The organism is Waltera intestinalis (genome assembly GCF_009695995.1).
GTDB lineage: Bacteria > Bacillota > Clostridia > Lachnospirales > Lachnospiraceae > Acetatifactor > Acetatifactor intestinalis.
This window is the reverse complement of the sequence record NZ_VUMU01000015.1, coordinates 43,495-58,478: the sequence shown is the minus strand read 5'-3', so window position 1 is coordinate 58,478 and position 14,984 is coordinate 43,495. Positions and strand designations below refer to the sequence as shown.

Below are 14,984 nucleotides of genomic sequence, written 5' to 3'. Positions count from 1 at the left end.
TTGACAGGAGGGATATAAAAATGGCTATTGGTGGAATTGGAACAACAGGTTATACAGTAGGATATGAAACAAGAAGAACGCAGAAAACAGTATCTGATAAGAATTTTGCAGGACAAATGAGTAATACAGCAAGTGTGCAAAATTCAAATCAGCCAATTGCTTTACACTGGTTTGATACAGAAGAAGGTGATGCACCGATTGGTGCGTGTGGGCTTGCAGATGGTGGTTCAGCAACAGTATATAAGCCTGCTGATTTTGACCCGGCAAATCCGGTATATAAAGTGAAGATTTGGGATGAAGCGGGAAATGGGACGGAAAGAATGGTTGATATTTCAAAGGTTGACCCTAAGAATTGTGATGAGATTGATATGTTCGCATATTCCAGTCATTTGACAGTCAGCGGGGAATGTTCAAATGCACAAAGCGCTTTTATGAGTGCAGCTGGTTATTACCGCAGTTCAAATAGCGGAGCTGATTTCTTTGGTAAAACGAATTGGTTGGATGTTATTAAGGATATTATGCAGATGCAGTATGACGCAGGAAATTTAAAAGGGTATCTGGATTATAAGAAGTTTTGGGACTTTTTGGAGCAGTAAAACGGGAATGCTTGGACTCATAACTGAAATAGCTTGACAGGAGGGATATAAAAATGGCTATTGGTGGAATTGGAACAACAGTAGGTTATCCGGCAGGATATACAACCAGAAAAGCAGAAAGAAATACAGCCGGAAAGAATTTCGCAGATCGAATAGCTAATGTAGCGGATGAACTTAGTTATGGAAATAATAGTTGTAAGAAAACTGCAATGACAAATATCACCTCTGAACAGGATGGTTTTATGGTTGGAACAGGCTTCAATATTTATGATTCGATTATCTACACAAGGCAGGAGATAAATGCAGAGCAGGAATTAAATTTTCCAATCGAAACCGAACGGTACAAGATAGAAAATGCCAGTTATGTGGACGGGGTTCCAGCTTATGAGATTATGGATAAGGAAACGGGAAGAGGACTATACATAAGGGAAGATCAGTTAGTGATTCAAAAAGATGCAAAGACCGGGCTTGAGTTTGTCATTAACATGGATCAGCCATTTTCATGTAATGTGCCTATGGAGAAAACGCAAAGGGAACTGTATCTTATCAGCAGATACAGTCTGATCTGGCAGCAGGCACAAAAGCACCATCTTCGGGTAATTCACTGGATATACAGATATAATTTTTACACCCAATTCTGCAGAGGCGCATAAAACTTTGCCTCTGTGGACTGCAAGGGTGTAGGGGGCTCTGAACGATAGATGAGCCGCTATTAAAATAATTGATGACAATGGAGGATTTGAAAAATGAGTATAAGCGGAGTAGGGGCAGGCTATTCCGAATGGCGCGAAATAAGAAAAACGCAGAAGAATAATTCGGGAACAGGCTTCGTGGGGCGGATGGCTGATATGGATACAACGGAAAGCAGTTCATCCCAAAGAACCAGCGTGAGGATATCTGCATTGGATGCATACCGGGCATCGGCGGCTTCGGCAGTACGCAATGTGAAGCCTGCCTATGAAACATATGAATCTGAGAATTACAGGATTGTGCCGGACAATGAGGCTGGCTGCTTTGACATCTATGATAAACAGGGAGAGAGAATCGGCGCTTTTGACTATTCCGACATCAAGGTCAGGCAAGACAGCGTAACAGGCAAGCAGTTCTTAATTTCGGAGCATGGAACCATGAGTTATGATGCTGTGGTATTGGATGGCGAACTGAAAGATGCCCTGCAGAATGTCATGGGCGTAGAAACGCTGGAAACGGAGGAATTGCAGAGATTTACCTTAAAGACGTATTCCGGTACGGGCATACAGTATCTGGTGCGGGATGGTGAGGAAGGGCGGGGCGGAAAAGTCCTTTTACAGAGTCAGGCGGACATAGAGAAGTATGAGGCATTGGCGGAGGCTTATTTCAATAAATATCCCAACCTGATTCATGATAAGAACGCCGCATACATATGGGCTGACTTGGAGATAAAGGGGCTGGCGCAGCATACGAATAATGGCATTATCTCTATGGGCTTTAATGGGATGTCTTACAATGACAATGCAGATTATAAGAACAACTGGAGCGTTCTGTTTTCGGGAGATACCTATAAGGCAGTTTTCGAATGGTTGCAGAACAACAGGGGAAGCATTGAGGAAATGCAGAAGTTCGCTACATGGCAGGATATGTTTGACATCATTGGCAGCCGCTATGAACGGGTATGGTCTGATGAAGAAGAAAAGCAGGGGTATCTGAATAACTGATAAACCACACCCGAACAAGGCAAGGCAGGAATCCCCGGCATTTCGGCAGAACGAGTGAGATGAAGATTGAAATGGATATTACAGGAATAGCAAAAAGCCATCAGACGGGCATCCAAAAGTCAGGAAAGGCATCATCCAAGAAGGACTGGAAGCTGTCTGATTCCCTTCAGGAGAAGATAACGGAATATGCCAGAGAGGATGCGGCGCAGAACGTTTATATGGGAAATAAGTTCCTCGCCCTGAGGAAAAGCGAGGTCGCCAAAGTGGCACCAAATCGGGCAGCACTGATAGGTAAGTTCAACCAATCAATGAATTCTGGAAATATGGGAGATATGAAAAAAATACAAGAGGCAGACAAAAGATGGCTGTGTATTTTATTTGGAATACCATATGAGGCTGAATATCAAGGAGAGGGAACTGGTTCTGCGCTCCATATATTTAATGAGGAAGGGGAAGAAGTTCTTACATACACTCAAGGGGTAGGGTGGCATGAGAAAGAAACAAAAGCAGAAACGGGAGTACATTCAGCGTTAAAATTAGCATATTATGAGGCATACCATGATGCAAGAAAAGCGCTGAACACTGGAACAAATGTGGAAATCACAAATGAAAATGTTGTGGTGCAAAGTAATTTTGATGTGAAAGCATAGAAATAGAAAGAGAGAACGGTATGGTAAGGAACGTAGCAGATATTTATCAGTCAGGACAGTATAGTATAGAAGCTCAGAAAGTAAAAAGAGCGCAGGGAGCGTTAAATATATTATCAAATTCTGGAAGACAAGGACAAAGGGATATGGTACATATTTCATATTCCGGGAGAACTTATTCCAAGGAGTCGGTTGTGGCACTATTTGATACCGCTTTAAATCTGTCTGCCAGTGATTTTTCCTTTTACTTTGATCATTACAATAATATGCCGGCTCTGCTGGATGCCATAAACTTTGGTGAAGGCTTTGTGATGGGTTCCTGTAATCCGGAAATGAGAGAGCTTGGAGTATTGTCGTTTAAAATAGGGGGAGTAAGACAGTATATTCCAAACTATGCTATTCCGAAGATAAATGCAGGAACTCTCCCAAATATCTCGGCTAAGAACAATAAACTGATGTTAAATAATAAAGGATATTATTGCTACACAGCAAAAAATGGGGAAAATTATACTTGGACTGTAAATAATGGACATGTAGGTTGGGCAAATTCTGAAAGCATGTCAGAAGCTATAGGCGAGAATAGATCAGGTTACAATTATCGATGGGAAATGCATCAGGCAAGTAATCTGATTTCAAGATTAGCAAAGGGAAGTGGAACTTATGGCTTTTCAAACGAGGAGCAAAAGGAGATACTTGCCGGATTCGGAATTACTGAGGGGCATTTCACCATAGATGCCGGAGCAGGTACAAGACATTATATGCTGTTAGAAAATGGTGTCATAGTGGATATAGACAAGAGAATTGATTTCATGAACCGTACCGACTGGAAAAAGCAGGGGTATCAGACAGGGGATGTAATCAATGTGTACGGTAAAGAATGTGTTATAGATGAGGATGGACATATTCAGATATCGGCTGAGGATGTGTTTTCAGATACGAAGATACAGTATCCAGATGGAAAGACTCTATAAATGTAAACAAATTAAGGAAGTGAGAATATGCAGGTTAACTCAACAAACTTACAACAACGTTACTTTTCGGGAACCGGAATCATTGGCGGAATCCACTTGCCGGATTTTAATGATAAGTATGTATATACACGGAAAAAGAGTGGAATTAGCGATTCAGAATACCGTAGACAGATTATGGAACAGGCATACAAAGATTACGAAAAGGGGCAGTTCCAGAATAAGTCAGAAGATTTTAATCGCTTGATGAAACAATATGTTTCAGAAATATCACCGGACAGAAAAGGAATCATCACATCTGGTTTAAAAGCAGTATCCAGAAACAGACAGGATGTAATAAAACCAATTGATTTCATTGCCACATTACTGGAGGGAGAAGTGAAATATCAGAAGTTACCTTCCGGGAAAAGTGAGTACATAGAGTTTTATGATAAGAATGGAGAAATGGTGGCAACATATTCGAACAATGGATGGACTATGTACCCTACAAAGGCGGAAGTGGCGAGACAGACGGAAATGTGCATGATATACAATGAAGCATGGGGCAATGCCAAAAAAGGAGTGCCGCTTGCATGCGGAGAAGCTATTGATGCGGATTGTATGCAGAGCAATTTTGATGCAAGGGCTTGAGTGAGGAAACTAATATGATACATAACATAACAAGAAATTCAACCTACAATTATTCCATTACCTACGAAAAACCGCAGTCCAAACTAAAGGATTGGGGTGGAACAAAGGCATTGGTCGAGAAAAATGATGCAGATAATGATGCGTATCGAAATGCAGTAACCAAAGCTACCATGATTGCTGAGGATGTACGGTATAGTCAGGGAACCTTTGATTTATCCATGCTTATCGGTGGAGGTAACACAAACAGTTATTTTACAGGAAAATTTAGCAGTGCTAGGGATGTGGATTATTTTCATGTAGATACGACATCTCAGGTTAGTCGTATACCTGTCATTATCAGCATGGAAATGCCGGAAGGTGCAGATTATGGCTTGACGGTTTATGACGAGAATGGAAATCAGGTTGGTATGGCAATAGAAAATGAGGACGGAACAAAAACACTTACCATTCCCTGTGACTGGTCTAACAGTCGAAGATTTGTCATAAAGGTCAGCCAGGATGGTTCGGCAGAGTGTGTACAAGGCGATTATAAACTTACCTTTTCCCAGGGCGAAATGTCGCAGGAGGTAAGAGAGGCTTTGAAGCGGATGCAGACAGGGACTGCGAAATTGCAAGAGGGAAATTCAGAGGAACGTGCAGCACTTGGAGCTGCCCTAAAAGCAAAAAATGATACCCGCAATACGGCAGAAACGGAAGGATTACATCAGGCACAGTATAATGCCCTGCCAGAGGAATTAAAATACAAAGGCGATTCCAGTGTGGAAGAACTTCTGAAAAAGGAACTACGAGGAGAGCCGGTAACAGAGGCAGAGAGGGCGTATATTGCCATTTACGGAAATCAAAATGACATCTATCATGTTGAGTGCCAGAAAAGAAAGCAGGAACTGGAGCAGGAATTTTCTGCTTATTTGGAATCGGTTGGTCTATCCGGAAAAGAGTTTTCTATTCATCTGGAAACAGGTGGAAAAGTAATGGTAAACGGTCTGGATGAAATACAGAAGGGGCAAGTGGAAGATTATATTGAGGAACATTGGGAACAGTTTAAGAATGTGTACCTAGCATCTTCTGATGAGTGTACAGAGATGACAGATCAGGAATATCGTATTGCGGGGTACGTGGAAGAGTGTAACAGGTTCTTATCAAATGCGTCTGGGGGAAAGGTGTCTGTGGATGATTTGTCTGTAGAGCGTAAGGTTAGCGGATGGTATATCAATAGTGAAAAGATTATTGGACTTCCGTCTGCTGTTGAAAGTTTGATTAATGGTGCGGACAGTATGGATAAATATTATGACTATAAGCAGATGATTCACAGTATTTTGAATTATAGGCAGGAGCATGGGGAGATACCGCAGTATCATATGAATTTTAATTGGAGTGGAAAAGAACTACAATGTTAAGATAGTTTTTGGAGAAAAAGATTATGGGAAAAAAGCTTGGATAATAGTTTTTCGGTATGTAAAGTACAAAATTATTCTTTGGTCAGTTTGTAGGACGAGTATTGTTTTATCGGTGATGATGCTTTAAATGTTATGGTCATTTGGTGCAGCAAATAGTCGATAGGTGCAAGGTGGATTTGCAAGAGAAGAAATCTGGTCGATATTAGAAATAAGAACCACATTTCGTTTGGAGGGGTGGTATATGAAAAAGAGAAAGATAGTATTGTCAATTATGATAGCAGTCTGCACTATGTTTTGTCTGTGTGGATGTTCGCAAAAGGAACCATCTGTCGTTAAGACTTATGAAAAAACGGATTCGGAAGAGGCATTTGAGAATACTGAGCCGGTTATTATGGTTAAGCATTATGAAATGAGTGATGGTACATGGAAAACGGATGATTATACCTATAAATACCGATTAGAGATTACCGGAAGAATGGATAATGCAGAAAAAGATAGCACATTTATTTTTTTAAGTAATATTGAAAATATAACATTTGAACAGGCATGGAAGGCAGCCGGATTCAGTAGTAATATGGACGACTATTTCGATGTGGAGGTTGCAAAATTTGTTGGCATGAAATAGGTAATGAAAAATAGAAAAGGATTTCATATTTAATTTGACAAGGAGGTTGAAGTTATGTCAAGAATTACAGATTACAGTTTTTTATTTCAAAGTATGTTTGGAACAAAAAGCACAAAAGGTGCAAGTGCTATAGGCAGCTTTCAGTTGTCGCAGTTAAACAGCAATTCTGTACAGGCGCAGTTAAGAGCGGCGGGCATTGATACGAACAGCAAGCAATATAAGGCGGCAATAAAACAGATGATGTCAAATGCAAATGGGGCAATGTATGGAAATATTCAAGGTATTAAAAATCTGATGAAAAGTTACGACAAGGATGGAGATTATATTGATCCGACGACAGGACTGGCGGGACTTCTGGTGACAGAAGAAAATGCAGGCAGCCGGAAATGTATCATCACCATTCCTGAGAGTAGCAAGGATGAGATGTTTGAACAGACAAAGAAAGAATTTCTGCGTGAAAACGGTGTCCTGAATGGAGATACGACAAAACGCTCAGACGTGTATACAAATATGTATCACAAGGTACAAAAAAATGACCGATTGGCGGCAGGATATACCATGGAGCAGTATGAGCGGGCATATCGGCGGGCGTTCTTGGATGCCGCAAGAAAAGCTGATCCAAAGTGGGAGATTGGGAAGCCAGTTCCGTCCAGGGCATTAGATGGAATCACAAGGGAGTCTGTTGAAAGTACACTTGAAAAAAGCGGAAGCAGTTTTGTGAAGAAATCAATAGACGTCAGTATTTAAAAACTGCAGCATAATAATGCTTGCGGAGCTAAGGGATAGGTTGTAGATTTTGGATAAGGTAAGGTACTAGAAATGGATTTATCAAATAGCATTAATAGGGTGATAGTATCTATCAATTCTAATAAAAGTATTTCAAAAAGTGATGATAAAAACAAGTGGAAACTAACGGATTCAATAAAAGAGAAAATAACAGAATTGGCTAAGAAAGATGCAGAAAATAATGTATATATGGGAAATGAGTTTATGAACTTGCGGAAAGCAGAGGTCGCTAAAGTGGCACCAAATCGGGCAGCACTGATAGGTAAGTTCAACCAATCAATGAGTTCTGGAAATATGGGTGATATGAAAGAAATACAAGAGGCAGACAAAAGATGGCTGTGTATTTTATTTGGAATACCATATGAGGCTGAATATCAAGGAGAGGGAACTGGTTCTGCGCTCCATATATATAATGAGGAAGGGGAAGAAGTTCTTACATACACTCAAGGGGTAGGGTGGCATGAGAAAGAAACAAAAGCAGAAACGGGAGTACATTCAGCGTTAAAATTAGCATATTATGAGGCATACCATGATGCAAGAAAAGCGCTGAACACTGGAACAAATGCGGAAATCACAAATAAAAATGTTGTGGTGCAAAGTAATTTCGATATGAAAGCATAAAACAATTAATAGGAAAATTTCAATGAGCTTTTTAAGTAGAATTTTGTTATCAGATTGGAAGTGATTGTATGGGAAAATGCTAGTTCTGACATTTGAAGATAATGAGGATGATATGATGAGCCACATATTATCGTTGATAAATTCCAGAGAGGAAATCATTCAGATGTCAGGTTTGAATAATCATCTATTGAATTTCAAAGGTCTTATGATTGATGAGGTTCAACGGGTGATCATTCGGGAAAGTCAGGAGATTGAGCTTACATATACCGAGTTTGAAATCTTGAAGCTTCTTGCAAAGCATCCGGGAATAGTTTTCAGCAAGGAGCAGATTTATGACATTGTGTGGAAGGAATCCTATTCCGGTGATTACAACATCGTCATGAGCCATATCCGGAATATCCGGGAGAAGATAGAGGATAACCCAAGCAAGCCAATCTACATACAGACGGTTTGGGGAGTCGGCTATCGGTTCAATAAAAATTTAATAGCATAGAAACAGGCAATTAAGAAACAAAATCTTAGTTGTCTTTTTTATTTGTAAAAAACATTTACAGCGATAAAGGCAGAAAGGAGACAGGAGTACATTGCAGAAATCAAAACGAATCAGGGCAGTCATTTAGGCGGTGTTATCCAATAAAACGGAAGCACCGCTTTTCTATTTTACAGACAACAAATTTAAAGAAAGCAGAGGTAATGAAAGATGAATTTAGAAAACAAAATCGAAGCACAGCGGAAACGCATGGAACTGGAAAAGAACAAGCTCGATATGCTGATGAAAAAGGCAAAGATGGAGCAGAGGAAAGCAGATAACCACAGAAAGATTGTGGTGGGTGCAAACTTTGAAACATTCCTTAATGAGCCGAGGAGATACAGCGAGGAGCAGACCAGACGGATTATGCAGGTGGCATTTGCCACAAGAGAGGTCAAGAACTGCATGGAGCAGATTGAACGGGAGCTTGCAAGGACGGAGGAGAAAATGCCGGATACGGCGATAAATGAGGAAGCAGACGAGGACGAAAACGAAGAAGAATAGGGAATGTGTAGCGTTGTAGCCAATTCCCTCAACTTTGTTGAGGGCGCACAGATACACCACCCTTTGGGGCGGTGCAGTGCGTTCTCCGAAGGCTCTTGCAGAGGGCAGTCGGCTACTTCGTATCCGATAACAAGGTGCAGGCACCTTGTTGAACAAAAGGCAAGCCTTTTGTTATAAGGGAGCTACACTCCCTTCGGCGGTAAAAAGAACCGCCTACCCTAGTGAACTTTGCGTTCAGATGAAATCACAAAAAGACGTGCTTTCATCTGCCCACAAAGTCTGCCAGTGCAACCCGCTACGTTGTGGGAAAGGAGAGGACAGTGAAGAACGGAACAATTAGCAGCAGGGCATCCATAGTCCAGCGGAGCAAAGGACAGTCGGCGGTTGAGCAGTCAGCCTATATCAGCAGGACATCCCTTTACAGTGATTATTATGGCATGACCTATAACAGAACTGCCAAAGAGGATTTAGTCGGTGCAGGTGTGCTTCTGCCGGAACACGCACCACCGGAATTTGCAGACAGGGCAGTATTATGGAACTCTGTAGAAAAGAACGAGAAAGCGAAGAATGCCCAGCTTGCAAGGAGCCTGAAATATTCCCTGCCCAATGAGTGGGACGAAGCCACCGCAAGGCAGGTCATGGAGCGTTTTATCAAAGAGCAGTTTGTAGATAAGGGAATGTGTGCAGATTATGGTATTCATCGTTCGTACAACGATAAAGGACAGCCTAATCTGCATATCCATATCCTTCTTACTCTCAGACCCCTCAATGAGGATGGTACATGGGGAGCAAAATCGAGAAAAGAGTATGTCCTTGACGCAGACGGTAACCGGATACCCAATGCCAGCGGAAAAGGTTATAAAAGCCGGAAAGTAAATGTGATTGACTGGAATGAGAAAGGCAAGGCGAAGGAATGGAGAAATGCCATTGCGGAGGTTATCAATGCCACCAATGAAAAAGCAGGCATAGCCGAGCGTGTTGATCCACGTTCCTATAAGGACAGAGGGATACCTCTTATTCCGACCATTCATTTAGGGGAAAGAGCAAGTGCATTGGAACGAAAAGGCATCCGGACAGAAAGGGGCAATATCAATCGTACAATCGAGAAATACAATGCCATGATAATGAAGATTTATGGATTTATCTCTGAACTTAAAGAGGAACTGAAAAAGGGAGTTTTCAGATTTGTTTTCGAGAGAAAAAACCGGACAGAAAAGGACGGTAATCAATCCATCAATCCTTCCGTACCGAAACAAAAGCCAGAGGTTCAGACTGCATTGGAGATGTTGCAAAAACAAAGGTCAGAAATGGTTGTAAGACCGATTTTCCCATATGTACAGAGATTTAAAGACAAGCGGCTTCTGGGTAATGTGGAACTGCTTGCAAAGCTGCTTGACACAAATCATCTTGAAACATGGGAAGATGTGAGGGCGTTTGAGGAAAAGCAGACAGAGGTGTTGGAGAATTGCAGGGCAGAACTTTCAGAGTTGAGTGTGCGTTATGAGAAGTGGACACAGGCGGTATCTGACTATGACGATTACAAGCAGTATCAGCCAGTCATGAAAGAGTATCAGGCATTAAACGGATTGAGGAAAAATTCCTTTAAAAAGAAGCATGAAACAGAGCTTGAAAACTATGCGATATATCGTGACAGGGTAAAGGCAGTCATGCCGGAAAATATGAAAATATCAAAGCCATACATTGATAAGCAGTTAGCGGAGGTATTGGTACAGCAGGAGCAGATACAGAGAAATAGCAGTAGGGTTGCTACCGACCTTGCAAGGCTTTCCGTTTTCAAAGGCAATCTCAGGGAAATGGAAGCACAGCAGAGAGCGGACGAGCAGGCAAGGGAGCAGAACCGGGATAAGAAACACGAAAATACAATTTAACCACAGCGTGAGGTGCATGGAAAACAGAAGGATTTCATGCACCTTTTTTCGTTGGGAAAAGGAGATTTATGGAACAGACAGAAAAGCAGACAACGGACAAAGAACAGTGTCCGCATATCAAAAAGAAAATCGGAAGAACCACCTACAACGTGGCAATTCATTTCAGCAAAACGAGCAGGGAAACCATGACGGATAAGATTAACAGATTGATATTACATGACATAAACAGCGAAGATTTTTCTTAACTACCCTTGACAAAATCTTTCCGAAGATACATTACTTTCTGCAATGGAGAAGGCAGGTGCAGATGAGATTCCAGATGATGCAGAAAGAAAAGGACTTGGTACTCCTGCTACGAGAGCAGGCATTATCGAGAAGCTGGTTCGTATTGGTTTCATTGAAAGACGCGGTGATAAGAAGACAAAATATCTTGTTCCAACACATAAGGGTGAGGCACTTATTACCATAGTTCCTGAAGCAATTCAGTCGGCAAGTCTCACTGCAGACTGGGAGCAGCGATTACTGGAAATAGAGAAAGACACATATTCTGGTAATCAGTTCATGAGAGAGATTGATGAGATGGTTTCAAATCTAATTGATACGTATGAGATAATTCAAGATGCAGAGGTTTTAATGCATCCGGTGTATATGCCACTTGGTAAGTGTCCGCATTGTGGCAATGATGTAATTGAAAAGAGTAAAGGATTTTTCTGCAGTGATAAGGATTGCAAATTTACTCTTTGGAAAGAAAATCGCTTATTTGATTCTCTCAGTAAGAAGATGACTAAGCAGATCGCGGAGCAGCTTCTTAAGAATGGTAAAGCTAAGCTTAAGAAATGTCGTTCTGTGAAAACGGGAAAGACCTATGATTGCACGGTTGTACTTTCTGTAAATGATGTGGGCCAGGCTCAGTTCAACTTGGAGTTCGGCAATCATGGTAAGAAATAATGGCCGATGAAATCAGAATAACAAAACATGAAGACGGATCCATCACGATGGTAAATGTAACTGCAATAAATGCTTTCATTCATGATGCAGCTACGCGGGAAGCAATGAGATTGCTCAGCCATTTTGGTGAGAGTCCGTCTTATTTTTCAAAAGGAGGAACATACGAATATGGAGAAGAAGAGAAAATCAAAAATCCAGAAATGGGATGAAGTGGGTGGAGCTACTGAATTGGAAATTGAGGAAGTAACTGCAGATGCATCAGAAGAAGCAGGTGCTGGTTCTGCTATCAGCAAAAATCCGATGAGAGGCATCGAGGATATGGTGGAGCAGAATGATAATAACTTTGATGGTGTTATCAATAATTTGCCAGAGCCTAAGCCTGTAGCTCAGGTTGATTCAGAGGATGTAATCGAAGAGGTGCAGAAAAAGAAATCTGTGCTTGAGAAGATTCGAGAGAATGCTCCGGATCCTGAAAAGGTGAAGCCGATGTGTTTGTGCCCGGATAGAGAGTTGTGCTGATATGGGTGAAATCAAAGACCAGCAGATATTATTCTTTGCTACAAAAGGCGAAGTGAAATTAATTCATGAGAGAAAAGAAGCTGCCGGTTTCAAAAGCTTAAGTGCATATCTTAGGAAAATGGCAATTGATGGTTACATCATAACGATTGACCTTAGCGATGTGAAGGAGGCAATTCGCCTTCTTCGCATCAATGCCAATAACTTAAATCAGTATGCAAAAAGAGCAAATGAAACTGGAAGTATATATCTTGAGGACATTAAGGATTTGCAAAAATCTATGGACGAGCTATGGCAGGTAATGCGAGATATCCTTGAAAGATTATCAAGCATAAAGTAGGAAAAGAGGTGAGAGAATGGCTGCCACAAGATTGATACCAATGCATACTCAGAAAAATTGCTCTATCAGAAAATGTCTAAAGGATAGAACTGATTATGCCAAAAATGATGAAAAAACAAATCAGGGAGAGTTTGTAAGTTCTTATGAATGTGATCCTAAGACGGTTGATAAGGAATTTGAATTATCTAAAAGTCAGTATGATTTATTTAGTAGTTCTCGCAGGGGAGATATCATAGCGTATCAGATCCGGCAGTCATTCAAACCTGGGGAGATTACTCCAGAGGAAGCTAATCAGGTTGGATATGAAACAGCAATGCGATGGACTAAGGGCAATCATGCTTTTATAGTTGCTACTCACATTGATAAGGCTCATATTCATAATCATATAATTTACAATTCCACGTCTCTTGATAATAAACGGAAGTTCCATAATTTCTTTTTATCAAGTATCGCACTGCAGAAGGTTAGCGACCTTGTATGCTTGGAGCATGGGCTGTCTGTTATTAAACCACGAAGATATGACGAGAGGGAGAAGCGCACAGTCTATCCAAATCGAAAAAGTATCCGGGATAAAATTCGTGAGGACATTGATTTAATAATGACGAAGAATCCTAAGGATATGAATGAACTGTTGAAATTCCTAGAGGAGATGGGATACGAAATCAGAAGAGGGAAGCATATCGGTGTTAAGGGCGAAGAGCAGAAATCATACATTAGAATTGACTCGTTAGGCACCGGATATCGCGATAAGGACTTTGAAAAAATCTTTAGTGGAGAGGAAAGCTTTAATCCTCCGCCGAGAGAAAAACAGTCTCATCGATATGAGAAGCCAGAGAAGAAATTCGATATGCTTATTGATATCCAGGAGATCATTGCAAAGGGAAAAGGACCTGGGTATGAGCGCTGGGCTAAGGTTCATAATATTAAGCAGATATCGCAAACATTAATATATTTGCGTGATCATGATATTAGAGATATGGATGAACTTGCAAAAAGAGCAGGAGAGTCTTCTGCAAGATTTACAGAATTGTCGCAGACGATTAAGGATGCTGAAAAAAGATTGGCAGAGATTGCTGTTCTTAAAACGCACATCATTAATTATTCCAAGACTAAAGATGTATATGTAGCTTATAGAAAAGCCGGATATAGTAAACAGTTCTTTGAGGCACATCGTGAGGAAATACTTCTTCATAAAGCTGCCAAGGAAGCCTTTGGACAGCTTGAGGGTGGAGTTCCGAAACTCAAAGATCTTAATCAGGAGTATGCGGAACTTCTACAAAAAAAGAAGGATGCCTATGCTGAGTACCGGAGCATCAAAGAAGAAAATAAGAAACTGCAGATGGCTAAGCATAACCTGGAGCGATTCCTGAATCAGCAGGATGAGGAGCAAAAGGAAAAAGAAAAGCAACATAATAGAAGCGGGCAGTCGCTATAATCCTTATGGGGTATTTCATCAGATTTATTCTGGTGAGGTACCCCGCTTTTTTTATTTTAGCGTTGCAAAGCAATGCGTAGCTCCGATGAGAATCATCGGTTCAGGGGTATTAGGGCGCACACTCTAACAAGCGTTTTGGTGCAATCTTATATAAGATTGCATTGCTTGCGAACTTGTGAGAAAACAGGTTAGTTGGTCTAAAAAATGACCAATAGGGCGAAAAATACATTTAGTAGTAATAAACAAGTTGACTTATATCGGAAAACTTGGTAAATACAAAATATCGGAAAACTTGGTAAAGGAGAACATTATGACAAAAGAAGAGATTCTTAAGGCTGCACAGAGTAGCAAGGAAGATATTGGTGAATATGAAAAGACTGTAGTTAGAAAATCATTGGCATATGGTTCTGCTGTTGGTGTGGGATTATGTATGTTGATGGTCTTGTTAGAATTATTAATATTTAAGAAAATTGATTTTGGAAAGCCTGCGCTTATTTTTGCAATTGCCGGATATGCAGATTTTTATGAAGGACTTAAGTGTAAAATTACAAAAAAGAAAATAAAGGGAATTGTTGAGTTGGTAGTAGCCGTATTCGGCGTTTTGTTATATGTAGGAGCATTTTTGGTATGAATTCACATTTGCAATTAAAAAATAGAATAAAAGAATTACGACAGGAAAAAGGATATTCCCAAACCAAATTAGCGGAATTGGCAGGTACCACACAGAATACTATAAGCTCGCTTGAGACAGGGCAGTATTCACCTACAGCTTATTTGTCGGGATTGATTTGTATTGCTCTTGAATGTAAATGGGAAGATTGCTTTTATTACGAAATGAGTGAAGAAAAGTAGAAGGGGT

At 40.7% G+C, this 14,984-nt stretch carries 20 protein-coding genes and 1 pseudogene; all 21 read left to right on the top strand.

Going from position 1 to position 14,984, the window contains the following annotated elements; all coding sequences use genetic code 11:
• Positions 1 to 20 precede the first annotated feature (20 nt).
• The 21 genes and pseudogenes from FYJ59_RS11325 (at position 21) to FYJ59_RS11230 (ending at position 14,977) form a co-directional block, all read left to right on the top strand.
• On the top strand, positions 21 to 596 hold the full coding sequence (locus tag FYJ59_RS11325; RefSeq protein WP_154497325.1) for a hypothetical protein: 576 nt from the start codon (positions 21 to 23) through the stop codon (positions 594 to 596).
• 53 nt (positions 597 to 649) lie between these two features.
• The gene (locus FYJ59_RS11320; protein WP_154497323.1) at positions 650 to 1,249 is read left to right on the top strand and encodes a hypothetical protein; all 600 of its coding nucleotides are present in this window, start codon (positions 650 to 652) and stop codon (positions 1,247 to 1,249) included.
• Positions 1,250 to 1,342: 93 nt separating this feature from the next.
• A complete protein-coding gene (locus tag FYJ59_RS11315) occupies positions 1,343 to 2,290 on the top strand; it encodes a hypothetical protein (RefSeq protein WP_154497321.1) in 948 nt (315 codons plus the stop codon).
• Positions 2,291 to 2,349: 59 nt separating this feature from the next.
• Complete coding sequence (locus FYJ59_RS11310; protein ID WP_331464328.1) at positions 2,350 to 2,940, top strand: hypothetical protein; 591 nt, start codon at positions 2,350 to 2,352, stop codon at positions 2,938 to 2,940.
• A gap of 20 nt (positions 2,941 to 2,960) precedes the next feature.
• Positions 2,961 to 3,908: a hypothetical protein gene (locus FYJ59_RS11305; protein WP_154497319.1), complete on the top strand. Its 948-nt coding sequence runs from the start codon at positions 2,961 to 2,963 to the stop codon at positions 3,906 to 3,908.
• Positions 3,909 to 4,082: 174 nt separating this feature from the next.
• On the top strand, positions 4,083 to 4,535 hold the full coding sequence (locus FYJ59_RS11300; RefSeq protein WP_235898012.1) for a hypothetical protein: 453 nt from the start codon (positions 4,083 to 4,085) through the stop codon (positions 4,533 to 4,535).
• A gap of 14 nt (positions 4,536 to 4,549) precedes the next feature.
• Positions 4,550 to 5,932 (top strand): hypothetical protein, encoded by a 1,383-nt coding sequence (locus FYJ59_RS11295; protein ID WP_154497315.1) that lies wholly within the window; start codon positions 4,550 to 4,552, stop codon positions 5,930 to 5,932.
• Positions 5,933 to 6,173: 241 nt separating this feature from the next.
• A complete protein-coding gene (locus FYJ59_RS11290) occupies positions 6,174 to 6,557 on the top strand; it encodes an immunogenic protein (protein ID WP_154497313.1) in 384 nt (127 codons plus the stop codon).
• A gap of 54 nt (positions 6,558 to 6,611) precedes the next feature.
• Complete coding sequence (locus FYJ59_RS11285; protein ID WP_154497311.1) at positions 6,612 to 7,304, top strand: DUF3879 family protein; 693 nt, start codon at positions 6,612 to 6,614, stop codon at positions 7,302 to 7,304.
• Positions 7,305 to 7,376: 72 nt separating this feature from the next.
• Complete coding sequence (locus FYJ59_RS11280) at positions 7,377 to 7,964, top strand: hypothetical protein (RefSeq protein WP_154497308.1); 588 nt, start codon at positions 7,377 to 7,379, stop codon at positions 7,962 to 7,964.
• Positions 7,965 to 8,127: 163 nt separating this feature from the next.
• A complete protein-coding gene (locus tag FYJ59_RS11275; protein ID WP_331464327.1) occupies positions 8,128 to 8,457 on the top strand; it encodes a winged helix-turn-helix domain-containing protein in 330 nt (109 codons plus the stop codon).
• A 207-nt stretch (positions 8,458 to 8,664) separates the two neighbouring features.
• Positions 8,665 to 8,997 carry a DUF3847 domain-containing protein gene (locus FYJ59_RS11270; protein WP_154497304.1) on the top strand — a complete coding sequence of 111 codons (333 nt, stop codon included), beginning with the start codon at positions 8,665 to 8,667 and terminating at the stop codon, positions 8,995 to 8,997.
• A 320-nt stretch (positions 8,998 to 9,317) separates the two neighbouring features.
• Positions 9,318 to 10,886, top strand: a complete 1,569-nt coding sequence (gene mobQ / locus FYJ59_RS11265; protein ID WP_205839529.1) for a MobQ family relaxase — start codon at positions 9,318 to 9,320, stop codon at positions 10,884 to 10,886.
• Between the two features lie 68 nt (positions 10,887 to 10,954).
• The gene (locus FYJ59_RS11260; RefSeq protein ID WP_128866627.1) at positions 10,955 to 11,131 is read left to right on the top strand and encodes a transposon-encoded TnpW family protein; all 177 of its coding nucleotides are present in this window, start codon (positions 10,955 to 10,957) and stop codon (positions 11,129 to 11,131) included.
• 25 nt (positions 11,132 to 11,156) lie between these two features.
• Positions 11,157 to 11,834 (top strand): annotated as a pseudogene (locus FYJ59_RS11255) (DNA topoisomerase); the annotation flags it as partial.
• Positions 11,834 to 12,043: a hypothetical protein gene (locus tag FYJ59_RS13960; protein WP_205839528.1), complete on the top strand. Its 210-nt coding sequence runs from the start codon at positions 11,834 to 11,836 to the stop codon at positions 12,041 to 12,043. The pseudogene FYJ59_RS11255 and the gene FYJ59_RS13960, both read left to right, overlap by 1 nt.
• A complete protein-coding gene (locus FYJ59_RS11250) occupies positions 12,003 to 12,353 on the top strand; it encodes a DUF4316 domain-containing protein (protein WP_154497296.1) in 351 nt (116 codons plus the stop codon). The genes FYJ59_RS13960 and FYJ59_RS11250 overlap by 41 nt, the downstream gene beginning before the upstream one ends.
• Before the next feature lies 1 nt (position 12,354).
• A complete protein-coding gene (locus FYJ59_RS11245; protein ID WP_154497293.1) occupies positions 12,355 to 12,690 on the top strand; it encodes a plasmid mobilization protein in 336 nt (111 codons plus the stop codon).
• A gap of 16 nt (positions 12,691 to 12,706) precedes the next feature.
• On the top strand, positions 12,707 to 14,125 hold the full coding sequence (locus FYJ59_RS11240; RefSeq protein ID WP_154497290.1) for a relaxase/mobilization nuclease domain-containing protein: 1,419 nt from the start codon (positions 12,707 to 12,709) through the stop codon (positions 14,123 to 14,125).
• 310 nt (positions 14,126 to 14,435) lie between these two features.
• Entirely contained in the window at positions 14,436 to 14,756 is a 321-nt protein-coding gene (locus tag FYJ59_RS11235) for a DUF6442 family protein (protein ID WP_154497288.1), read from the top strand.
• The gene (locus tag FYJ59_RS11230) at positions 14,753 to 14,977 is read left to right on the top strand and encodes a helix-turn-helix transcriptional regulator (protein ID WP_154497285.1); all 225 of its coding nucleotides are present in this window, start codon (positions 14,753 to 14,755) and stop codon (positions 14,975 to 14,977) included. The genes FYJ59_RS11235 and FYJ59_RS11230 overlap by 4 nt, the downstream gene beginning before the upstream one ends.
• Positions 14,978 to 14,984: the final 7 nt, after the last annotated feature.